We start from the raw sequence: 21,137 nt of genomic DNA, 5'->3' as shown, positions 1-21,137 counted from the left end.
AACAGGCAATCAATCGTTCGATTGCCTGTTTTGTTTGTGTTTCAATACCAATATGGATGCAACTAAACTGGGGAGCTGGGAAGCCAATATGTGGGATGGAGAAGTTTCAATACCAATATGGATACAACTAAACGATGAGTTGAAACAAAATTTAGATGCTAATATGCACTTGTTTCAATACCAATATGGATACAACTAAACGTGACGGCAATCCATTACCTCATAAGCTTTTTCCATGTTTCAATACCAATATGGATACAACTAAACTCTTTTGACTTCATCCAGCCTTTTTTGCCAACGGTCGTTTCAATACCAATATGGATACAACTAAACGTGTCGTTTTTTTAGAAGGGTATAGCGGTTATTTTGCAAGTTTCAATACCAATATGGATACAACTAAACGGGAATTACATTTGAAGTTATGGCGAAGTTATGCCAGTTTCAATACCAATATGGATACAACTAAACGAAGTCCGCCACCTTACAGCCGTGAACCAGAACTGTTTCAATACCAATATGGATACAACTAAACTTTTTCATTCAGTTTTTTTCGTGCTATTGTTTCAGCGTTTCAATACCAATATGGATACAACTAAACGAATTTCAGAGGATAGCATCCTCGTCAAAGTCCCCCGTTTCAATACCAATATGGATACAACTAAACCCCGAATTGTTTTAAAGCATGAACATTTTGTTCGTCAGTTTCAATACCAATATGGATACAACTAAACGACGAAGCTCGTCAGGCTATGAAAGATGCCTTGAAGTTTCAATACCAATATGGATACAACTAAACGTAGATGGGTTCACGAAAACTTTGATCCTTATGAGTTTCAATACCAATATGGATACAACTAAACCCGTATGTGAACACCACAAATATCAAACAATTTCATTATATCAAAAACCAAAAAAGTCTGTGAACCTCTGATCTTGCAAAATCCCCGGGAGGTTCACAGACATTTCAGCGAGTTTTACTAAATCATTTCACTACAAACCGAAGAAAAAAATGGAATCCCCCCAGTAAAATCAAAGGGGCGGTTTTTATGCGAAAAGTCACTGATGATTAGGTGTGGGCTTTTGTACAATATACATACTGAGTGCTGGGTCGGGATTAATCCAGGCACTCTCAAACACGAAGATCACCGTATAATTTTCGTTATCGGTATAAGTAACATAGTAGTTACCTTCTTGTTCCTTTTCACTTACAGGGTTGCCAAGCAAGCCCTTCACGTCCGACAAATGAATGGTCTGCAACTGTGGATCAAAATCTTCAATCGCGGTGATCGTTTTTCTTCCTGTTGAACCGTCATAGAGGAATCGGACATGACGGCTCCAATAGTTGGCCGCAACGGTACTCAGGTCTTCCGGTTGGCCCCATTCTTTGACGACCTTTCTCAACGAATCGCCAACAGAAAACGGCACGCTGTTTATCGATTGTTGGGATTCATAGGCTAAACCCATGATCTGACGAACCAGCAGATCCGGTGTTGACTGCGACGATGCCGGAGTCGCAGAAGCGAAAGCGGGCACACTGAACATCATAAGAAGTGCAAGTGTTGAAAGTGTCAAGCTATGGATAAAAAGTTTCACTCGTTTCAACATGAAACACCCTTTCACTTAAGAATGGATGAACGCCACCACACCATTTGAATCACTCTTTCTTCCCGGTGATATCAACATCGGGTTATCACCGTTAACCACGGAATGAAAGTTCCCTCCTTTCGTCATCCATTAGACGTCATCCAATTGAAAAGGTTTCACAAAGGTAAAGCTCTTTTATGAAATTTCCCAATCGGTTGGTTTACCTTAACTGGAACCTGGGGAATTAACCCAACTTACCATGGTCATTGGAAACGCTTTGTTTGGTCCAATGGGGCATAAACCACCAACTGACTACTATGGAGAAAATTTGTCCAAAGCATTAATTCAATCTGAATTATCGGACGACAATTACCATTATATAGTTCTATGATCCCTCAGCGGCTGTATGCTGGTTCTACACCTTATACGCAGTTAAACCGCCAAAATAAAGGGAGGTTATTCCCTTCTTTTTTATTTTTTAGCCCATTGTAATCGTTGCGTGATTCCCATCACTTTCACGTATATGGATACAACTAAACTGTTGTTGGGATAGTCCTAACGATTCTCTGAGTTTTGTTTCAATACCAATATGGATACAACTAAACTCAGTTGTTTTTTCCCGTCGGGAAATCCAAGTGAAGTTTCAATACCAATATGGATACAACTAAACACCTATACTTATAGCTGGCGATCCGGTTTGTTGTCGTTTCAATACCAATATGGATACAACTAAACCCGTATGTGAACACGATGAATATCAAGTAATTTCATTATATCAAAAGACAAAAAAATCTGTGAACCTCCAATCTTGCAAAATCCCCGGGAGGTTCACAGACTTTGTAGCAAGTCTTACTTATCGCATCATTCCCTACCAACCGTAACAGCCAAATCATCTTCTATTCATTATAGTTGTCAATCGCTTGAAGAATATAGCCGGTTCCCCGAATGCTTCATTTTATCTCAATCTTCATCCAGCCTTCATCCAGCCAGTCTGCCCGCCGTCCGCGAATCCGCACAATCGCAATCGTACGCGCTTCTAACTCCAAAGACCATTCACAGTCGGGAACTTGGATCTGATGCTTTTGAATGCAGTCGTTGCACACTCGTTTGTCGATGATGTCACCGGGGCCTTAGACAATCAGCCGGACATCTTTTCTCCATGTCCAGTTTCATGCAAACTTCACAAAATGCGTAGTTTTCGGTAAGGCCAGGGTTGGGGATGGTTCATGATGGTCCGCTTTAACTCGCGCTCGATCTTGTCTGGAAGAAGTGCACCAGGTAAGAGGTTGGCAAGATTCTGCATCCTGAAGGAAAATAAAATGGAACTAAAGAAATGATGATTGACTTCATGTGAAAGGTACTGGTACAACCGTTCAAGCTATATCCCTTGGACAGAGCCAGTCACTCTTTTCTGGCTGGCTCTCTACCGCAAGAGTGGTTTGACCTCACCATTCTTTCCCTAATGAAACCTCTTCAATGTATGGATCAAATACTGGCCAACGCCCAAATTCAAAATCCCGAAAAAAACAGCCAAACTGAGCATGGGGATCATATCGCCCACGTCAAGGATATCCTGGTTGAATAGATAAATGTTTATCCATGGAAACAGTTCTCCTCGTGTCAGGATTTGTGTGCTCGAATAAATGACTACGATGACAAGCGACCATCCGGCATTCAATGTGGCCGCCATCGACACAAAACCCAGGGTACAATAAAAGAATGACTGAATCGCCAGTTGCACATACATCGGGGCAAAAATTCCCGGAGCTGCAAAAGCGTCAACGATCCAGAGCAGGAAAAACAGCAGAAACAAATATAACGCAAAGTAAGACAACACTCTTGTTATACCGAGACTCCAACGGGAGACCGGATATGTAAAAATGGTTTCGCTTCCCGGTTCCTCCAGCAAATCATAAAACAGAAACACACTCCACCAGGCTGCAAAAATGGGGAAAGAAAATTCAAGAGCAGGGATAATTCTCGATGCATCATTCTTTGCAAGAAACGAATATCCGAGAATGAAAAATGCGGCCAAAAATGGCACATAAGCGTTGAATCCCATTGATTTCCAATCAAACACCAGATTGATTTTCCCTTTCACGTTACCTTCTCCCTGCTTTTCATCAGGTACAGATATCCATCTTCCAAAGTGGCGGCGACAGGCTTGGCATCAGGAGGAGGGACATCGGACAAGATTCTCGCTTCGACCCGATCCTCTCTCTTGTAACTGGAAAGTACTTCCCACTCGTCAGCAAGGTCATAAAACTCGTCCTGGGAAACGGTGGTTTCCCATACTTTCCCCTCCGCTGCACGGGCAATCTCTTCGGCCGAACCTTCCTTGATCACATTTCCGGTATGTAGAATGGCCACTTTTTGACAAGTGGTTTCGATGTCTTCCACAATATGCGTGGAAATGATCACGATGGAATCTTTCCCCAGACTTCGAAGCAATTTTCGAAACCGGATCCTCTCTTCGGGGTCCAGTCCAGCGGTTGGTTCATCCACGACAATGATCTTCGGATTGCCGAGGATCGCTTGGGCAATGCCGACCCGTCGAAGCATTCCCCCGGACAACTGACCGATTTTCTTTCTGGCGTGTTCGGTCAAATTCACCTTGTCCAATACGGATTGTACCGTATTTTCAATCTTTTCGACTCCTTTCAGAACAGCGATATGTTTCAATGCCTCATCCACTCTGATCTGTTTGTAAACGGAAAATTTCTGAGGCAAGTAGCCAATGATTTTCCTGACACTCGATGCATCCTTCCAATTTAAATCTCCATACTGCACAGTTCCTTCGGTCGGTGTAATCAACGTGGTCAAAATGCGCATCAATGTGGTTTTTCCCGCTCCATTTGGTCCCAACAACCCGAACATACCGGGTTCAATCACCAGATCGACGTGGTTCAATGCCCGTTGTTTCCCATAATCTTTGACCAAACCGGAAATCCTTAACACATCCATATTATTCTCCTTCTTTCATGAGCTTCCTGACTTCATCCCAAGTCAATGTTTTTGGCTGGTTTAAAGCGAAATGAAAATCCCTGAAAAATTCCCTGATCTCGCGCGTATTCTTCTCATTGACATACTTGATCACATCTTCATAGATGCTGATCTCTTCCTTTAATTGGTTCAACTGTTTTTGATCCAAAGTTCCCTGCATCATTTCTAAAGTTTTCCTCTTCCTTTCCAAGGCTTGACTCATTCCGGAACGACCGTCCTGCACCCAGCCCGGCTCCCGTTGTTCCACCCAATACAGGTAAGCGTCTGAGAACAAATTTTGAATTTCTTGCCCACTGGGGGATGATTTGACAAATGATGAAGCAGTCAACCGAATGAAAAAAGCCCGATCTTTCAACAAGCGGGAATCATCATTGAAAAACTGTTGGATTTTCAGGATTGCGTATCTGTCAGAATGCCATAACAAATGAGTGGTTTCACTTTCGTCCTGAAGTGACAACAAGAACAGAATTTTCGAATCCTGTTTCTTGCTGATCCATAAATCATTCGATACCAATTGAACGGCACCACGGTAGTTCCGTTCCATTTCCTCCAGCTCAGATTCAAGTTTGTAAAAGCTTTTCGGATATACAAAGGTTGTTCCGTTGACCGTTCGGGATGTGACATATTTTCCACCCACCAACGTAATGCCGCCGGCCACCGTATCTTCGAACCGATTTTCTCCCGTTTTCTTCAGATTGGAATACAACGGTTCAGGCCCCTCATAGGTCAAACGGTAATGGACCGGAGCCTTGGGACTAAGATCATTGGGAAATAACAGAGACTCTTCATACCTCATGACCGGATGTGCACCCGGCACCGGCAACCATGCATAATAACCAGGCAACATCACCGCTTGTTCATTTGCGAAATAAAACGGTGAAGAGATACCCTCATACTCGAAGTGGATCGGAAGGGACTCACCCAGGTTGATTGGAGTCGAAAGTTGGACTTCAATCTGATCCCCGGATTGGCGATACGACAGTGAATTCCCGTTTGACGTTACCTTCTTGACCTTCAGATCACGATAAAGGGTGAACACCAGTTTTCTTCCTTTTTCACGAGGAACCACAACCATGTCGAGATTGACGGACAGTTTTCGATATACGTTTAATTTTACATCATAGGAAGATACGTCAAACGGCACTTGATCCTGAATACTTGGCACTGGATGCTTTTTGTAGTAGTGCCAGTCATAACCCAAAACGCCGTATTTCCGGTTACCGGTGTAAATCACCTGAGATTCCTTTGCATATTCAGCGGACAACCAAGTGAGAGACAGCACCATCACGGCAAACACGATCGCCCATCGCATTGTAAATTTCACTTTGCACTTGATTATGGCCGTCAAAATAAAGAAACCGGCAGCACCCAATCCGATTATTCCCTTTTGGATCCAGCGGGGAATCTCCATTGGAAACCCATAAATCGGATCAAAAGGCTCATATGGATTGGTTTGACCTAAATTCAAAAAGTCCATCAGAGGAGTCGGATCCACGGACGGAACCAGAAAAAAAAACTGGCTGAAAATGTCATAATTGAGTGGTCCGGTCAAAAGCCAGATCACGGTCAGCACGGCAAATACGAGTCTTGACCTCATGAGCAGTCCGGAGACCATCCCGACCATCCCCGCAACAAGAAACGGAATCACCCAGTACAGCAACAGATAGAAAACCGCTTGAGAATAAAAAACGGAGGGGACATTGTAGATGAAATACATGCAGAACAAAATTAAGGCGGCGATTGCAGAAAAAGTTACGACGCAAGTCAGCAATGCCAACCATTTTCCCCAAATCTTCGCGAAATAGCCACGGTCGATCACGTGGAAAAGTTCATAGGAAGAACTCACATGTTCATTCCTAACCAAGGTCAATCCCAGAATCATGCTGGCAAAGAGCCCACCCAGGACGATAAACGCAGTGGATGTCACCGCCCGGCCAGGGTCGTTCATCTCAAGGTGAGTCTGGTATTGAATCACCACTACTATCGCCGCAGCCACAAAAACAAGCCAAGTCCACAAGCTTCTTGAAATCAGCAACATCTCTACTTTCCATGAATTGATCGTCTTCATTCCTCAACTCCCGATCACCAAATTGTATTCAAGGAAATGGCATCCGGACAAATCTGCAACCGAAAAGCCGGATGCCGATCAAAATTATAAAAATTCCGACCCGGATATTACTCTATCAGCGACCGGTGGAATCGTCAATCAATCACCGAGCCCCATCCGTTGCACCCCTTCCACAAGGCAAGACGGATCCAGATGTACTCTTGCATGTATCTCGGAGTTACCTGATTCCCGTCCCACCTTAACTATTACACCCCGGAATAGATTTTGAGTAAATTCCCCTTATTCGGTATAATTGGCACAAGCTACGTTTCTTCGGTAAAGGATTTTGAAAAGCTGGAAACAGACATCGCCCGCATTCACAGGAATTGTTCCATCCCGAAATCTTCTCGGCCCCTGAAGAGCGCCGACTTGCAAAAGGAGCTGGAAAAGCTGGAACAAACCCTCGCTGAAAAAACCGACCAGTGGGCGGAACTGGCCGATGCCTAAACGAACCAAGGCAGGTGGAATGAGCCACCTGCCTTGGTTTTTGTGTCATTCTTTTTCATTCACGATCGATTGATTAGCGGGCTATGAAAAGCGTTTCGCCCTGTCAACCGCGCCCTGTAAACCAATCTTCCCTAAGTTTCAATCAATATGGATACAACTAAACAAAGCCTACTGGACGGATAAGATCGGCGTTGTGTAGTTTCAATACCAATATGGATACAACTAAACATAACTCAGGGGGATGCAAAAATTTCTGTTAAGAGTGTTTCAATACCAATATGGATACAACTAAACCCTCTCTAATTAATTCCCGGCCTTTTTCTGTTAGTTTTGGTTTCAATACCAATATGGATACAACTAAACTTTAACAGCAAGTCTGTTTATATAGATTGAGGTGATCACAGTTTCAATACCAATATGGATACAACTAAACCAGATAATGTCTTCTTCGGATCCGCGTTTCCTTGCCGTTTCAATACCAATATGGATACAACTAAACCCGTATGTGAACACCACAAATATCAAACAATTCCATTATATCAAAAGCATAAAAAATCTGTGAACCTCCGATCTTGCAAAATCCCCGGGAGGTTCACAGACTTTGTAGCGAGTCTTATTGCATCATTTCCTACCAACCGTAACAGCCAAACCATCTTCTATTCATTACAGTTGTCAATCGCTTGAAGAATATAGCCAGTCCCCAAATGCTTCATTTTATCTCAATCTTCATCCAGCCAGTCTACCGCCCGTGAATCCGCTCAATGGCAATCGTACGCCAAAGACCATTCACAGTCGGGAACTTGGATCTGATGCTTTTGAATGCAGTCCATGCATACTCGTTTGCCGATGGTGTCACCAGGGTCTTCGACAACCAGCCGGACATCTTTTCTCCATGTCCAGTTCAGGCAAACTTCACAAAATGCATATTTTTGTGCAAGTATGGTCGGGAAGTAGCTTAATTGTTTAAAAAATAAAATACTATTTATTATATTTACATATTTTTAACAATATCATCCATTCGTATTTTTCGATATTGACTTAGCTTGATGAGCATGTGGTTCTACCCCAATAAGGTGTCTTTTTAATTTTTTACTGTCCTATGGGATCGGTTTGCCTTGGCATATGGCTGGGGCGATGTCCCAGAAGGAGAATCTAACAAAGAAACTATAATTAGTGTCGCATCATTTCCGGGAAGAGAATTGAAAGCACAATAAAATACAATCTCTCCCGCTACGAATGCAATGGCCCAGATTATTGCCTTGCGTGATGGCAGCGGGCCGTCGCGCAACACTTTGACGCCTAGTGGGACTAATGCTATGCAGAGTCCAAGTAACAGAATAGGTACTATAATATTAAATTTACCAGTCGATTTTCTAGAAACATAGTGTTCATCTTAGGAAACGTATTGCGGTGGTTACTGGCGTCAGTCGTAGTCAAGTATTGGAACAGCGATCTGTCGTCAATTGGAAAGTCTTGGAGCAGATATCTTTTTCACTTATAGGCAGGCTGAAGCGAAGTGGCCAAGATGTACTGCGCGGTGAAATTCAATCTCTAGGAGTTCGATGCGAGAGTATCGAGATAGATTTATCAAAACGGGATGCTCCCTTTTCGATAGCATTTCTTAAAGAACCTTTAGAGATATGAGAATAGCTCTTACTTGATAGCCTCGATCATCTGGCTTGTTATCCCCAGCATCGAGTTATCCACAAAGTTATTCACAGCTTATACACTTTGTCCACAACTTGCAGACAAAAAAAAACAGCACCTGAAAAGGTGCGGAGAAATGATCGACTCGGGTTAATTTTTCTTTTTGCTGATATAGGCCCACTTCAGATCGTATTCCGCTCCGTAGGGGTGGCGGTACAGGTCTTTCACATACGGCCTTTGCAAAAATGAGTTGGTCTCGTAATAAAGAGGGACAAGGGCCGCTTCCCCATCTTCGCCCACCAGCAGTTTTTCCGCTTGAGCGAGATAAGATGTCTTCTTATCCTGGTCAGTGGTTAGCTCGGCTTTTTCAAGCAGCCGTTCGAATTCCTGATTTTGGAATTTCATATAGTTGAGGCCTGAGTCGGACTTCCAGATCTCCAAAAAGCCGATCGGGTCGCTGTAATCGGCGAACCAACTGGACATGGTCAGATCGAAATCGCCTTTCAGCTCACGGGGAACTTTTAATTTTCGGGGGACGGAATCCAGTTTGACTTCCAACCCCAATGCCTCGCGCAGCTGTTTTTTCACAGCGAGCGCCACATATTTGCGATGGTCATCAAAACTGAGCAGGGTCAGCGATGTGGGCGGCTTGGATAATCCGAGTTCCTTCAAGCCCTGTTGAAAGTATCTTTGGGCTTTTTCCACATCTCGTTTGACAAATTTTTCCCCGGCCAGTTCGCGGTACGATTGATTGTCCACATACAACGCAGGAGGGACAAGGGCACCCGCCGGTTTGGAGCCGTCTTTCAATATCTGGTTGGCAATTTCTTCGCGGTCGATCGCCAGACTGATCGCCCGTCGGATATTGTCATTTCTTAAAATCTTGTTTCTTTGGTTCAGCAAGATATACTGAGACGAAGCCAATTCCATGTTGAGATAGTCGGGAGTCTGGACATACGCGGAAACAAACTCCTGATCCAGCTTGGCGGTATCTGCTTGACCGGAATTATACAGACTGATTCTTTTGGGCGTATCTGCTGCAACGATGATTTCCACCCGGTTTAACGTTACCGTGTTGGCGTCCCAGTAGTTTTCATTTTTTTTCAGGACCACTTTTTGCGGAGTGACGGATTGGATGACGAAGGGACCATTATACACCATTTTGTCCGGGGACTTGCTGTACTCATCCCCGTATTTTTCCACAATATCCTTGCGTTGGGGAAAATAAGTCGATTGTGTCGTCAAGCTTAAAAAAGTGAGTTGGGGCTTCTTCAGCCTGACTACCAGCGTATGGTCATCAACCGCTTTCACACCGACCCCTTCCTTTTTTCCCTTCCCTTTGTTATACTCTTCCGCCCCTACGATCGAATATAAGATATAAGCATACTCCGATTTTGTCTTCGGGTCTAACGCCCGTTTCCAGGCATATTCAAAATCATGGGCGGTCACCGGTTCCCCGTCGCTCCACATGGCTTCCTCGCGCAATTTGAATGTATAAACCTTTTTGTCCGGGCTGATTTTCACCTCTTCGGCGATTCCGTACACAGGCTTATTTTCTTTTCCCAGGCGCATGAGGCCTTCATTCACATTGTACAAGACGTTCCAGGAGACAATATCTACGTATTTGGCACTATCCAAACTGGATATTTGATTGGTTTCCGTCAGCCGCAAGACTTGTTCATCACTTAAACCGCTTTTATCCGTCGCTGCCTGAGACATGCATGCAGACAGCAGGAAGGTAAATACAACGACAAGCCCGACAGCCGCTTTCCATCTGGTTGGCAACAATCATCCCCCCGTTCTGTATCAAGCAAGTGCTTTTAACCCGCTTTCGCGCATTTTACTCGATGGAATGTATAAAAATACATCATTCATTATACTAGAATACTCAAATATATCAATCTGTAACTTTTGTTAATTAAAGTATTAAATAAAATAGAAAATCATTTCTCAGGCTAGTTCAGTTTCCGCCGGACCCGAAACCGGCCTGCCGGACGGATAAAAAAAACCGCTCCAACCCGGCAAAGCCAAAGGTTGAGCGGTATCGGAATGATTAAAGGAAACCGCGGTGATTTTCCCGGTTCCAGCGATCAATCACGGAGGCCCCCTCTTCCATCAGGACCTGATGACACGAACCGATCACACTCAGGCAGGCTTCATATCCTGATCCTAAAGAGAGAGGAAACATTGAAACGTGATCCGGCAAGGAATGAGCGGAATCCCATCTGATTAACCGGGGCGGTTGGTTCCGTCCCGTCACACTCACCTGTTTCAGGGGAACGGATAAGCCCAGCCCCAAAGCTTTGAGAACAGCCTCTTTTCGGGTCCAGTAAACATAAAAAGCCTCCTGTTTCTCGGCCTCGGGAAGAAGAGCGAATTCCCGTTGTTCCAATGGAGATAAAATGTCAAGCGCCAGCTGGTCCACAGGGACATCTCTCCGTATTTCCTCGACATCGATGCCGATCGGAACCGAACGGGCCAAGGCGATCACGACCAACTGGCCCGAATGGGAAACAGATATCTCGATCGATTCGGGAGAGGTCTCCAACAGCCTGGGTTTGCCGTGCTCTTTTCCACAATCGGGGCAAGCGCGGGAAATGGGAATTTCTTTGGGATCTTTGTGTAATATCTGTGCCAGGAGCAGGCGCAACAATCCGTAAGAGATGAGCCCCCGCTTTCGATCTTCTTCTTTTCGGAACGCGTCCAGACGTTCCAGCTCTTTCGCATTCAACAGGTGCCGAAGGGCGGGAGCTGCGGCAGACAGGGGAGCGGACCATATATGTACGGCCCCCGGTTGCAGTGTTTTCCTCAACCGTACACCTCTCCTTCAGATTGGCATCTTTTTCCGTCACACCAGTGAAAGATTGGGCTCGGCGTTCAAACTCAGTTCGGCAAAATTCCCATCCAAATATTGGTAAGTTCCGGCCGAAGCGATCATCGCCGCATTATCGGTACAAAGCTCGAGCGGCGGAATCAGGAGCTCGATCTGTTCCTGTGCACAGCGCTGATGCAACCGGACACGCAATCCGCTGTTGGCCGACACCCCACCGGCCAGCACGAGCCGTTTGACGCCGGTCCTTTTCACGGCGCGGAGCGATTTTTCGACCAATACGTCCAACACAGCCTCCTGGAAACTGGCGGCAAGATCAGCTTCGCGAATCGCTTCATTTCGCTGGGACGCATTGTGAATCAGATTCATGACCGCCGATTTTAACCCGCTGAAGCTGAAGTCGAGCGAATCAGCTTCCAACCAGGCCCGCGGCAAATCATAACCGGGATTCCCCTGTGCCGCCAGGCGGTCGATATGGGGCCCGCCGGGATAGGGAAGATTCATCAGCCGGGCCACTTTGTCAAACGCTTCACCAGCGGCGTCATCACGGGTTCGCCCCAATCGCTCATAGCGATTATGTCCCTCCATATATATCAGCTCGGTGTGCCCGCCGGACACGACCAGGGCAACCAGCGGGAATTCAAGCGGCTTCACCAGATGGTTGGCATAGATGTGACCGGCGATATGATGCACGCCGACCAGCGGGATTCCCGTGGCAAAAGATAACGCTTTGGCCGCAGACACCCCGATCAGAAGCGCTCCCACCAAACCCGGCCCCTGCGTGACAGCGATCGCATCCAAATCTTTGATCGACACGCCGGCCTGTTCCAATGCTTTTTGCATGATCAGCGTGATCCGTTCCACATGCCGCCGCGATGCGACTTCGGGAACGACTCCGCCAAATTTGCGATGAACATCCATCTGGGATGAAATCACATTGGATAACAGGCGGGTTCCGCCTTTGACGACGGCGGCGGAGGTTTCATCGCAACTGGTTTCGATTCCCAGTACCAAGATTTCTTTTTCCCTGTTCATTTAACGTCACCCACATAATGATTGCGTCTTCTTGGTTATCCGTATAATACTTGGGCCGGATGCCGGAACGTACAAAACCCAGTTTTTCATACAACGACTGGGCAGCGGTGTTGGAGACGCGCACCTCCAGCGTCATTTTGGTCGCTCCCATCGCTTTGGCCATCTCCATCACATGCGTAAGCGTCGCTTCACCTAAGCCCCGCCCCCGGTAATCGGGATGGATGGCGATATTGGTAATGTGCGCTTCATCCAGGATCAACCAGCAGCCGCAATACCCGACCACTTTTCCATCCACCGTGACCACGGTATAATGGGCAAATTGGTTATAAACCAGCTCGTTATAAAAGGCCTGTCTCGGCCAGGGTGCAGTGAAAGACTCGTTTTCCACCAGCTCAATCTGCGGCAGATCTGAAATCTGCATCGGACGAAAAGCAACTTCCCCTTCAGCTTTTTTGGGCATGTGAAGTCTCTCCATTTCCCTGCTTTTTTATCCAGTTGGCTTCCGCTTCTGTCATCTGCAGGTAATTCGGTGAAAAATCAGCATGTTCCGGTGGCTCGTGGTTGGCCCATTTATGCCGGCAAAGCATTCCCAATTGGCTCGCCCGCGGGATATTTTCCGCTGCGGTTCCAAACCGGGCCTTTTCTCCCAGTCGGCGGCGAATCACTTCCTCAAAGCGGACCACATCATCCCCCAAAAACAAGGCTGGCTGATTCAATTCTGCAATTTGCTCCAACCAGAGATCCACCTCGACCACTTGTTGGGGGATCTGTTCCACCATGCGTTCCCCTTCTCTTCGATAAACCCCGGAATAAACCCTGCGGCGGCGGGCATCAAAGAGAGGAACCACCACCCCGTCAAACCTCAAACCGTTCATCGCCAAAACGGTTAAGCTGGATTCGCTGTAAAGAGGAAGGCCGAGTGCCCAGGACATCGTTTTGGCTGTGGTCACCCCGATGCGGATTCCCGTATAAGAACCGGGCCCCGCCGACACCGCCAGCGCTTGAATGTCCGACATGTTCAATTCCAGGTCGCCGAGCAGTTGATCCAGAGCGGGCATCAGCCGGACCGAGTGATTTTTATGCAGGTTGGTGGTCAGTTCCCCCAACACCCGTTTCTCTTCCAAATGTAAAACGGCAATTCCCATCACCAGGGTTGAAGTATCCATGGCCAGCATTTTCATGTTGTTTGCAACTCCTTACACAGGCGAATGGCCCGGGAATGCGTCGATGTAATCAGAATCCGGCGCGTACCATTCGGCTCAACCTTCAGGTGGAACCACAGGGTATCTTCCGGCAGGATCGGTTCGATCCGTGAAGCCCACTCCACCAAACAAATTCCTTCCCCGTAAAAGTATTCTTCAAGCCCTAATTCTTCTTCCGGCGAATCGACGCGATAGACATCCATATGATAAAAAGGAAGTTTTCCTTCATATTCCTTCACAATGGTAAAGGTAGGACTGTCGACCGGTTGTTCAATCCCGAGCTCTTCCGCCATTCCCTGCGCAAAGGTGGTTTTTCCGGCACCCAGATCCCCTTCCAGGGCAAGGACGGCTCCCCGATCCAGCAACCTGGCGATTCGCCGGGCCAGCTCTCTGGTTTCGCGTTCATTCTTTGTGATAAAGGAACAAGCTTCTCGCATGACATCACCTGTCTGCAAAATGATTGTAACCCTTTCTGGGCAGAGGAATCCGTTTTCCCTGAAGTTCTGCTTCCACACAGGCTTCCCCTGCCTCCACTTTTCCAATCACGGTGACGGGCACTTTTAATTCGGCCGCGATTCTCTTGAGGCCTTCCCATCCCTTTGGATGAATCGTGCCGATCAGTTGATAATCTTCCCCGCCATACCAGGCCCAATCATAGGGGTTCTTGTTCATCTCCCGCGCGAACTGCACACACTCGTCGGATAGCGGGAGTTTTTCTTGCTCAATGACGAGTCTTACCCGGCTTGCCTCTGCGATTTCCCACGCTTCCTGGGCCAGGCCGTCGCTGACGTCATCACACGCAGGATGTAATCCGCATTCCGCGAGCCATTTTCCGATCTCCAGTTGCGGAACCGGCCGGCAGTGCGCTTGAATGAGGGCGGGAAACCTGCTTTTCATAGCAGGTTGATGAAGCAACAGAGACAGACCGGCCGCAGAATTCCCCAAGGTACCGGTGACAAAGATGAGATCTCCCGGTTGGGCCGCAGAACGGCGCAAGGCTTTTCCCGGCATTCCCTCCCCCAACAGAGTCAGGGTAAGAAGAAGGGGACCGGGTGTGCGCACCGTATCTCCTCCCATCAGTGTAACATGATACCGGTCGGCACATTCGTACAATCCTCGATAAATTTCCTCGATTTCACTCATTGGCCAGCCGGGCGGAACCGCTACCGACAAAAGGGCAAAAGTGGGGACGGCCCCCATCGCCGCTATATCACTCAGATTGGAAGCCATCAACTTCCAGCCGATGTCCTGCCCCATCATCGTTTCACGCAAGAAATGAACCGTTTCCACCATCGTATCACAGGTCATGACCAGCGACCGCCCGGAAGACGGGAGGACCACTGCCGCATCGTCCCCCACATCCACTTCGATCCGCCCGCTCCAACGGGTACGCCCGGCAAGCATGGAGCGAATGAATGCAAATTCATCGTTCACGCCCGATTCCCCTTTTCTCCATAAAAAATAAAAAATAATGGACCGCAGCAGGTGCCGCGATCCATTCTCGTTTGGAGCGGGTGAAGGGAATCGAACCCTCGCATTCGGCTTGGAAGGCCGATGTTCTACCACTGAACTACACCCGCAGATTATGAGGTTCTTCCATATAAATGGTCGGGGTGACAGGATTTGAACCTGCGACCTCCTCGTCCCGAACGAGGCGCTCTGCCAAGCTGAGCCACACCCCGAAAAACCAATGGATGGAAGTGATATGGTGCGGTCGGCGAGACTCGAACTCGCACGGCCATACGGCCACTACCCCCTCAAGATAGCGTGTCTGCCAATTCCACCACGACCGCTCGATCTATGCTGGTGCGGGTGGAGGGACTTGAACCCCCACGCCAGAGGCGCTAGAACCTAAATCTAGTGCGTCTGCCAATTCCGCCACACCCGCTTGCATGGATGGGATGGGTAATGGTGAGCCATGAAGGACTCGAACCTTCGACACCCTGATTAAAAGTCAGGTGCTCTACCAACTGAGCTAATGGCTCATATTTCAAATGGCTGGGGAGGTAGGGATCGAACCTACGCATCGCGGAGTCAAAGTCCGCTGCCTTACCGCTTGGCTACTCCCCAACATGGGGCGACCGGTGGGAATCGAACCCACGAATGCCGGAGCCACAATCCGGTGCGTTAACCACTTCGCCACGGCCGCCGCAAGATAATGGCGGAGCTGACGGGATTCGAACCCGCGATCTCCTGCGTGACAGGCAGGCATGTTAGGCCTCTACACCACAGCTCCGCAATGAGATAAAATTTTCATGGTGGACGCTGACGGGATCGAACCGCCGACCCTCTGCTTGTAAGGCAGATGCTCTCCCAGCTGAGCTAAGCGTCCAAAAGATGGTGACCCGTAGGGGATTCGAACCCCTGCATGCCAGCGTGAAAGGCTGGTGTGTTTACCGCTTCACCAACGGGCCAACTGCAAAGTTCTGGCGGAGAGAGAGGGATTCGAACCCTCGCGGGGCCTGTTGACCCCCTAACGGTTTAGCAAACCGTCCTCTTCGGCCTCTTGAGTATCTCTCCGCAAGATGGCTCCTCAGGCAGGACTCGAACCTGCAACCTACCGGTTAACAGCCGGGCGCTCTACCATTGAGCTACTGAGGAACGTTTATCATTTTTCAGCGACAAGTCCAATTATAACTCATTCGGTTTCATATTGCAAGAACTTTTTTTGAAGTTCTTTTTGATTTGTTGAAGTCTCTTCTGCTGAAGACAGTTAATAGATTATCACGGAGACTTGACGTGAGTCAAGTATTTTTTCGAAGGCACATGATTTTATTTTGGTCGGTTCTGCTGATCATGAATGGAAATTTTATGAAGCTGGTGTCCGTTACATGAAGCCATTCCGCATCAAATAGTGAAGGATAAGGAATCATACCATAGAAACGCAGTTTCAGGAGAGATCCAACATGAAGAAAATCGCAATGACTGTCTTTCTATCGACCGCCATGATTTTGACTCTGCCCATCTCCTCCCATGCCGGTCATGCAAATCATCAGCCCCAGGAATCCAAAGAGCTGCTGTATCAAGATATGCTGATGCTTTTTCTCCTTCCACACATTGATCAAGCAGTCCATGATTTTTATGCGAAACAGCTGACAGCCAGTCCCGTCGTGTACCCCTACCAAGTCGAAGTGAAAAAAGCGGAACGAGTGGGCGGCTCCCGCAGTTTTCATTTTTTGATCACGCTGGAAACGACACCCGTTGTCGGCCCCCATATCCCGGTGGGAACGGACCGTTTAAGGTTTGAGATCGACCCGACCCTGCCGGGCCAAGTGAAGCTGATTCAATTTGAACACCTGAAGTCGCATGAGCTTCCGCCTCGTTGGCGGCACATGATCAGAAGACCTGAAGCGATTCGATAATTGGAAGCATAAAACAGCCGCCTGTGAAATGATGGCTGTTCATCCGGGCTAAAAATCAACAACAATTTACCCCGCATGATTGTTTGGATCAAGATAAAGATGTGTGCGCATCCTGTATTCCGGAGGGGATAAGAAAGGAGGGAACGGAAGATGGAGCAAGGGCAAATTCAAGATACCCTGGAGCAAATCTTTACTCAACCTGAACTTGGACAAATCGTTTCGGCCCTGAAGAACGCCTATTTTGAGTTGAAGAGCCATAACGAAGCGGATAAATTGGCTCCGATCGAAACCGCTCTGCAAAAAATCGGGTGGGTGATTGATGAAACCCAGCCGGACCAAATCCGTACCTTGCGCGATTATGAGCTGTAACCGGAATGGTTGGCCGTATTTCCCTCTCCAGAAAAACCCCCTCACAAACCGCATGTGGGTTTTGCAAGGGGGCTCCTGTTTTTAGTCGTCACTGCTCAGGATGTTGAGAATGTACAGAAGTTCTTTAAAGATGACGATAAAGTCGATGTAGAGCATCAGTGCGCCGAAGATGGCCAGTTTGGAAGCCGCATCTTCCTCATACGCGTGTGCGCTCATCTCTTTGATTTTCTGGATGTCAAACGCGGTGATCACGCAGAAAAGGATGACCAGCGCACAAGAGATAATGAAGGTGATGATTCCACTCTTCATCCAGAAGAAATTGACCAATGAGGCCAGGACTAGACCGATCACCAGCATCAAGGCAATGTTTCCGATTTTGGTCAGATCCATTTTGGTGGTATAACCGATCACGGCAAACAGCCCGAACATGCCGGCAGCGATAAAGAACGCCGGGAAGATGACACCGAGATCAAAGATATGCAAAATAAGCGTAAAGCTGATCCCGTTCAAAGCCGCGTACACGAAGAAACCCAGCGTGGCGGCAAAGACGGACAGACGATGGAGCAGTAAGGATAAACCAAACACGATCACCAAGTTAGCAATCCAAATTCCCCAGAGTACACCCTGGTTTTCCATCAAGAAAGCAGGAACGTTCGGATTCATGCTGAGTGCAAGAGCGATGATGGCCGTCATGGACAGTCCGGCAAACATCCAACCGAACACTCTTTGCATCAGGCGCTGATGAGTCCGAACGACTGTGCCTGTGTTCATTCCAGGAAAATGTGGTTGTTGTTCCACGAAAGGTTCCCTCCATCAGAAAATTGTTTATCTCACATTCAGTATATTCACTACCCGTCCCAAGTTCAAGTCATCCGGAGGCGACAAGCGGACGAAGAATCGTATATTGCCGAATATTTCATTTATTGGGTGCCCGGGCGCCTTATGTTCCACGTTCAGGACATGGAAGTAAAAAGGCGCTCTCCACGACCCGGGCCTATTGAACCAGCCCGGATTCCCTCATTTTTTTCTTCGTCTCATCCGTTCCCAGCTCGTAGATCATGCGGTAGATCTCATCGATCTCGGCGTCTTCTTTTTTGCTTTCCTGCATCCGTTCCCGTGTCTCATAGGGGATGTGGGCTTTGATAAAGGTGCTGAAATCCGTTTCCTGCGTCCGCTCAAACAGTTCTTCCAGCCGGGAGATTTCCTCCGGGGTGGCTTGGATCTCAAAATCGTAGAGCGGATCATTCAGGTTGATCTCTTCGCGGATCTCGCCTGTATGCGGCCCAATATCCACCGTTACATAGTAAGTCTTTTTTTCCATCTCGATCGCCTCCTCACTTCCTATTATCCCCTCCTTCCTATTTTTTTACGTCCGGGTTAACAGATCCGGCAAGTCATGAGAAAATGAATGTTGGAAAACCTACTCCGAATTTATGACAAGGGGAAGACTTTCATGAGTGTGGACATGACCCGGTATTCAAGACAAATTCTGTTCTCCCCGATCGGGACGGCCGGACAGGAAAAACTGCAAAAGTCCCGGGTGGCCATTGTCGGCCTGGGCGCCCTGGGCACGGCTCTGGCCAATCATATGGCCCGTGCCGGTGTGGGTTATCTGCGTCTGATCGACCGCGATTTCGTGGAGGCGAGCAATCTGCAAAGGCAGATGTTGTACGATGAGGCGGACGCGGAGGCGCAACTGCCCAAAGCAACGGCCGCTGCCGACAAGCTGAGAGCGATCAATTCTTCCGTCACCCTCGATCCGCATGTGACCGATCTGACGTGGAGAAACGCCGAAGAGCTTCTCACCGGTGTGGATCTGATCCTGGACGGTACAGATAACTTTGATGTCCGTTATCTGATCAATGATATCAGCGTGAAACACTCCGTCCCCTGGGTGTACGGCGGGGCTGTCAGCGCCAGGGGGATGACCTTTACCATTCGTCCCGGCATCACTCCGTGCCTCCGTTGCCTCTTTCCCCACCCGCCCGCTCCCGGTGTGTCGGAAACCTGTGATACGGCCGGAGTCATCGGACCGATCGTGCAGGTAGTCGCCGCTTATCAGGCCACGGAAGCGTTCAAACTGCTGGTGGGCGCGACGGATCACCTGGAAACCCGCCTGCGTCACTTTGAGCTGTGGATGAATCATGATACGGCTATGGAAGTATCCGGGCACAGGCGGGAAGATTGCCCCGCTTGTGTCGAGCGGCGCTTTGAATATTTGGACCCTGAAGACAAACAAGCCAAAGAAGTTTCCCTATGCGGGCGGGAAACGGTGCAGATCACCCCGCCCGACCCTGACCAGATCGACTTGGATCATCTGGAAAAGCGTTTGCAAACGGTGGCCAAAGTGGAGCGAAATCCGTTTATGCTGCGGGTTCAGCTGGATGCCCACCGCCTGGTCATCTTTCCGGACGGGCGCATCCTGGTGCAGGGAACGAGCGAAATCCCGCTGGCCAAGTCGATTGTTGCCAGGTATATCGGCGTGTAGTCTATGAAAAACGAGCCCTGTTGGTTTCGGGGCTCGTTTTTTGTGTGAGTTTGTTCTGTAAAGGAGCTCTAAGATGGTACATCGGGGCAGTTGTCCGTGTTGCTCTCCGTGCTCTTGAGGAAGCGAATCAGCAAACGGCCCACTCAGTTACTCTTTCGGTGTGATGGAGACATTCCCCAGCTGTTCCATAACGCGGATCAGGGCGTGTGTCCCGTCATCATTGCCGCCGTAAGCCTGCACGGAACGCAAAAGTTGCTGGACAACCGCTGTTCCCAACAGTGGAAGTTCCATCCGTTCCGCCTCCTGCAGCACGATCCGCAAATCTTTTTGCTGGAAGCGGACGGAGAAACCGGGAGCCAAATCCCCTTTCGCGATCCGCGGCCCGAGATTGGACAACGCCCAGGAACCGCCCGCTCCTTGGGTGGTTACCTGGAGCATTTTTTCCAAATCGACGCCCGCTTTTTTGGCAAAGGCGAATGCTTCGACCATCCCCAACAGATTCAGCCCGCATAAAATCTGATTGCAGGCTTTGACGGTCTGCCCGGCCCCCACCGGTCCGCAATGAACGATCGATTTGCCCATCGCTTCCAAAACCGGCCTCACTTTTTCCAACACTTCCGCATCCCCGCCAACCATGATGGACAGGGTACCGTTTCGAGCCCCGATGTCGCCCCCGCTCACCGGGGCATCCAGCATGGCCACTCCCCGCTCCGCCGCGCGGGCGGCAATCTCCCGGGTCGCATCCGGGGAAATCGTGCTCATGTCAATCAGCACAGAACCCGGTCGGGCACCGGAAAGCACCCCGTTTTCCCCTTCGATCACTTCCCGGACGTCCGGGGTGTCACCCACCATCGTGATGATCAGGTTGCAGTTTTGGGCCACTTCTTTCGGCGAAGAGGCGGTCAGCGCTCCCCATTTTACCGCTTCTTCCATCTTGGAAGGCGTACGGTTCCAAACCGTGACGGGAAATCCGGCTCGATAAATATTTCGCGACATGGATCGCCCCATGATTCCCAACCCGATAAAGCCCACTTTCCAATCTTTCGCCATATTCATCCCCCGT

Annotated in this window: 18 protein-coding genes, 12 tRNA genes and 2 CRISPR repeat arrays; of the genes, 4 read left to right on the top strand and 26 right to left on the bottom strand. The window is 48.5% G+C overall.

Annotation, left to right across the window (positions count from 1 at the left end; translation table 11 throughout):
- Nucleotides 1-38: 38 nt before the first annotated feature.
- A CRISPR array of direct repeats spans nucleotides 39-860; the repeat unit is 30 nt; unit sequence GTTTCAATACCAATATGGATACAACTAAAC.
- A gap of 196 nt (nucleotides 861-1,056) precedes the next feature.
- From BMW55_RS12425 to BMW55_RS12410, 4 genes are all read right to left on the bottom strand, one after another.
- On the bottom strand, nucleotides 1,057-1,593 hold the full coding sequence (locus BMW55_RS12425) for a DUF4309 domain-containing protein (RefSeq protein ID WP_244527553.1): 537 nt from the start codon (nucleotides 1,591-1,593) through the stop codon (nucleotides 1,057-1,059).
- Between the two features lie 1,450 nt (nucleotides 1,594-3,043).
- Nucleotides 3,044-3,685, bottom strand: coding sequence for a hypothetical protein (locus BMW55_RS12420; protein WP_089969698.1), 642 nt, complete (start codon nucleotides 3,683-3,685; stop codon nucleotides 3,044-3,046).
- The gene (locus BMW55_RS12415; RefSeq protein ID WP_089969695.1) at nucleotides 3,682-4,548 is read right to left on the bottom strand and encodes an ABC transporter ATP-binding protein; all 867 of its coding nucleotides are present in this window, start codon (nucleotides 4,546-4,548) and stop codon (nucleotides 3,682-3,684) included. Before BMW55_RS12415 ends, BMW55_RS12420 begins: the two co-directional genes overlap by 4 nt.
- Nucleotide 4,549: 1 nt before the next feature.
- Complete coding sequence (locus tag BMW55_RS12410; protein WP_089969693.1) at nucleotides 4,550-6,655, bottom strand: M1 aminopeptidase family protein; 2,106 nt, start codon at nucleotides 6,653-6,655, stop codon at nucleotides 4,550-4,552.
- Between the two features lie 264 nt (nucleotides 6,656-6,919).
- On the opposite strand from BMW55_RS12410, the gene BMW55_RS12405 reads away from it, so the two are divergent.
- Nucleotides 6,920-7,141: an ABC transporter C-terminal domain-containing protein gene (locus BMW55_RS12405; RefSeq protein WP_170839913.1), complete on the top strand. Its 222-nt coding sequence runs from the start codon at nucleotides 6,920-6,922 to the stop codon at nucleotides 7,139-7,141.
- A 198-nt stretch (nucleotides 7,142-7,339) separates the two neighbouring features.
- A CRISPR array of direct repeats spans nucleotides 7,340-7,640; the repeat unit is 30 nt; unit sequence GTTTCAATACCAATATGGATACAACTAAAC.
- A gap of 1,298 nt (nucleotides 7,641-8,938) precedes the next feature.
- On the opposite strand, the gene BMW55_RS12400 is transcribed toward BMW55_RS12405, so the two are convergent.
- The 19 genes from BMW55_RS12400 to BMW55_RS12310 all read right to left on the bottom strand — a co-directional run bounded on the left by BMW55_RS12400 (nucleotide 8,939) and on the right by BMW55_RS12310 (nucleotide 16,456).
- A complete protein-coding gene (locus BMW55_RS12400; protein ID WP_089969688.1) occupies nucleotides 8,939-10,573 on the bottom strand; it encodes a peptide ABC transporter substrate-binding protein in 1,635 nt (544 codons plus the stop codon).
- A gap of 268 nt (nucleotides 10,574-10,841) precedes the next feature.
- Nucleotides 10,842-11,600, bottom strand: coding sequence for a 4'-phosphopantetheinyl transferase family protein (locus tag BMW55_RS12395; protein ID WP_089969686.1), 759 nt, complete (start codon nucleotides 11,598-11,600; stop codon nucleotides 10,842-10,844).
- Nucleotides 11,601-11,636: 36 nt separating this feature from the next.
- A complete protein-coding gene (gene tsaD / locus BMW55_RS12390) occupies nucleotides 11,637-12,653 on the bottom strand; it encodes a tRNA (adenosine(37)-N6)-threonylcarbamoyltransferase complex transferase subunit TsaD (RefSeq protein ID WP_089969684.1) in 1,017 nt (338 codons plus the stop codon).
- Nucleotides 12,601-13,113: a ribosomal protein S18-alanine N-acetyltransferase gene (gene rimI, locus BMW55_RS12385; RefSeq protein ID WP_089969681.1), complete on the bottom strand. Its 513-nt coding sequence runs from the start codon at nucleotides 13,111-13,113 to the stop codon at nucleotides 12,601-12,603. Before rimI ends, tsaD begins: the two co-directional genes overlap by 53 nt.
- Nucleotides 13,097-13,834 (bottom strand): tRNA (adenosine(37)-N6)-threonylcarbamoyltransferase complex dimerization subunit type 1 TsaB, encoded by a 738-nt coding sequence (tsaB, locus tag BMW55_RS12380; protein ID WP_089969679.1) that lies wholly within the window; start codon nucleotides 13,832-13,834, stop codon nucleotides 13,097-13,099. The genes rimI and tsaB overlap by 17 nt, the downstream gene beginning before the upstream one ends.
- Entirely contained in the window at nucleotides 13,831-14,292 is a 462-nt protein-coding gene (gene tsaE / locus BMW55_RS12375; protein WP_089969677.1) for a tRNA (adenosine(37)-N6)-threonylcarbamoyltransferase complex ATPase subunit type 1 TsaE, read from the bottom strand. Before tsaE ends, tsaB begins: the two co-directional genes overlap by 4 nt.
- A 4-nt stretch (nucleotides 14,293-14,296) precedes the next feature.
- Nucleotides 14,297-15,289, bottom strand: coding sequence for a thiamine-phosphate kinase (thiL, locus tag BMW55_RS12370; RefSeq protein ID WP_089969675.1), 993 nt, complete (start codon nucleotides 15,287-15,289; stop codon nucleotides 14,297-14,299).
- Nucleotides 15,290-15,361: 72 nt separating this feature from the next.
- Nucleotides 15,362-15,435 (bottom strand) — tRNA-Gly (locus BMW55_RS12365).
- A 25-nt stretch (nucleotides 15,436-15,460) separates the two neighbouring features.
- A tRNA-Pro gene (locus BMW55_RS12360) sits at nucleotides 15,461-15,537 on the bottom strand.
- Between the two features lie 24 nt (nucleotides 15,538-15,561).
- Nucleotides 15,562-15,648, bottom strand: a tRNA-Leu gene (locus tag BMW55_RS12355).
- 11 nt (nucleotides 15,649-15,659) lie between these two features.
- Nucleotides 15,660-15,743: transfer RNA gene (locus tag BMW55_RS12350), tRNA-Leu, on the bottom strand.
- Between the two features lie 21 nt (nucleotides 15,744-15,764).
- Nucleotides 15,765-15,840, bottom strand: a tRNA-Lys gene (locus BMW55_RS12345).
- A 10-nt stretch (nucleotides 15,841-15,850) separates the two neighbouring features.
- A tRNA-Gln gene (locus BMW55_RS12340) sits at nucleotides 15,851-15,925 on the bottom strand.
- 3 nt (nucleotides 15,926-15,928) lie between these two features.
- A tRNA-His gene (locus tag BMW55_RS12335) sits at nucleotides 15,929-16,004 on the bottom strand.
- Nucleotides 16,005-16,014: 10 nt separating this feature from the next.
- Nucleotides 16,015-16,091 (bottom strand) — tRNA-Asp (locus BMW55_RS12330).
- Nucleotides 16,092-16,111: 20 nt separating this feature from the next.
- Nucleotides 16,112-16,187, bottom strand: a tRNA-Val gene (locus BMW55_RS12325).
- 6 nt (nucleotides 16,188-16,193) lie between these two features.
- A tRNA-Glu gene (locus BMW55_RS12320) sits at nucleotides 16,194-16,269 on the bottom strand.
- 13 nt (nucleotides 16,270-16,282) lie between these two features.
- Nucleotides 16,283-16,375, bottom strand: a tRNA-Ser gene (locus BMW55_RS12315).
- 6 nt (nucleotides 16,376-16,381) lie between these two features.
- A tRNA-Asn gene (locus BMW55_RS12310) sits at nucleotides 16,382-16,456 on the bottom strand.
- Between the two features lie 305 nt (nucleotides 16,457-16,761).
- On the opposite strand from BMW55_RS12310, the gene BMW55_RS12305 reads away from it, so the two are divergent.
- Both BMW55_RS12305 and BMW55_RS12300 read left to right on the top strand, forming a co-directional pair.
- A complete protein-coding gene (locus BMW55_RS12305) occupies nucleotides 16,762-17,217 on the top strand; it encodes a DUF3888 domain-containing protein (protein WP_089969672.1) in 456 nt (151 codons plus the stop codon).
- 150 nt (nucleotides 17,218-17,367) lie between these two features.
- Entirely contained in the window at nucleotides 17,368-17,586 is a 219-nt protein-coding gene (locus BMW55_RS12300; RefSeq protein WP_089969670.1) for a hypothetical protein, read from the top strand.
- 81 nt (nucleotides 17,587-17,667) lie between these two features.
- Here the strand turns inward: BMW55_RS12300 and BMW55_RS12295 are convergent, their stop codons facing one another.
- Together BMW55_RS12295 and BMW55_RS12290 are read right to left on the bottom strand one after the other, a co-directional pair.
- Nucleotides 17,668-18,384: a Bax inhibitor-1/YccA family protein gene (locus BMW55_RS12295; protein WP_089969667.1), complete on the bottom strand. Its 717-nt coding sequence runs from the start codon at nucleotides 18,382-18,384 to the stop codon at nucleotides 17,668-17,670.
- 196 nt (nucleotides 18,385-18,580) lie between these two features.
- Entirely contained in the window at nucleotides 18,581-18,907 is a 327-nt protein-coding gene (locus BMW55_RS12290; RefSeq protein ID WP_089969666.1) for a hypothetical protein, read from the bottom strand.
- A 132-nt stretch (nucleotides 18,908-19,039) separates the two neighbouring features.
- Here BMW55_RS12290 and BMW55_RS12285 point away from each other — a divergent pair, with 132 nt between their 5' ends.
- On the top strand, nucleotides 19,040-20,074 hold the full coding sequence (locus tag BMW55_RS12285) for a ThiF family adenylyltransferase (RefSeq protein WP_425283859.1): 1,035 nt from the start codon (nucleotides 19,040-19,042) through the stop codon (nucleotides 20,072-20,074).
- A gap of 147 nt (nucleotides 20,075-20,221) precedes the next feature.
- On the opposite strand, the gene BMW55_RS12280 is transcribed toward BMW55_RS12285, so the two are convergent.
- On the bottom strand, nucleotides 20,222-21,124 hold the full coding sequence (locus BMW55_RS12280; RefSeq protein WP_089969663.1) for an NAD(P)-dependent oxidoreductase: 903 nt from the start codon (nucleotides 21,122-21,124) through the stop codon (nucleotides 20,222-20,224).
- Between the last annotated feature and the right edge of the window lie 13 nt (nucleotides 21,125-21,137).

It is taken from the genome of Lihuaxuella thermophila, assembly GCF_900110165.1.
GTDB lineage: Bacteria > Bacillota > Bacilli > Thermoactinomycetales > Thermoactinomycetaceae > Lihuaxuella > Lihuaxuella thermophila.
The sequence above is the reverse complement of the archived record's forward strand: the minus strand, read 5'-3'. Positions and strand labels throughout refer to the sequence as shown.

What these genes read in the sequence shown, in the direction of transcription:
- BMW55_RS12285 (WP_425283859.1), top strand. Translation starts at nt 19,040, where the DNA reads ATGAGTGTGGACATGACCCGGTATTCAAGACAAATTCTGTTCTCCCCG.
- BMW55_RS12300 (WP_089969670.1), top strand. Translation starts at nt 17,368, where the DNA reads ATGGAGCAAGGGCAAATTCAAGATACCCTGGAGCAAATCTTTACTCAA.
- BMW55_RS12290 (WP_089969666.1), bottom strand. Translation starts at nt 18,907, where the DNA reads ATGGAAAAAAAGACTTACTATGTAACGGTGGATATTGGGCCGCATACA.
- BMW55_RS12280 (WP_089969663.1), bottom strand. Translation starts at nt 21,124, where the DNA reads ATGGCGAAAGATTGGAAAGTGGGCTTTATCGGGTTGGGAATCATGGGG.
- BMW55_RS12305 (WP_089969672.1), top strand. Translation starts at nt 16,762, where the DNA reads ATGAAGAAAATCGCAATGACTGTCTTTCTATCGACCGCCATGATTTTG.
- rimI (WP_089969681.1), bottom strand. Translation starts at nt 13,113, where the DNA reads ATGCCCAAAAAAGCTGAAGGGGAAGTTGCTTTTCGTCCGATGCAGATT.
- tsaD (WP_089969684.1), bottom strand. Translation starts at nt 12,653, where the DNA reads ATGAACAGGGAAAAAGAAATCTTGGTACTGGGAATCGAAACCAGTTGC.
- BMW55_RS12410 (WP_089969693.1), bottom strand. Translation starts at nt 6,655, where the DNA reads ATGAAGACGATCAATTCATGGAAAGTAGAGATGTTGCTGATTTCAAGA.
- tsaB (WP_089969679.1), bottom strand. Translation starts at nt 13,834, where the DNA reads ATGAAAATGCTGGCCATGGATACTTCAACCCTGGTGATGGGAATTGCC.
- tsaE (WP_089969677.1), bottom strand. Translation starts at nt 14,292, where the DNA reads ATGCGAGAAGCTTGTTCCTTTATCACAAAGAATGAACGCGAAACCAGA.
- BMW55_RS12415 (WP_089969695.1), bottom strand. Translation starts at nt 4,548, where the DNA reads ATGGATGTGTTAAGGATTTCCGGTTTGGTCAAAGATTATGGGAAACAA.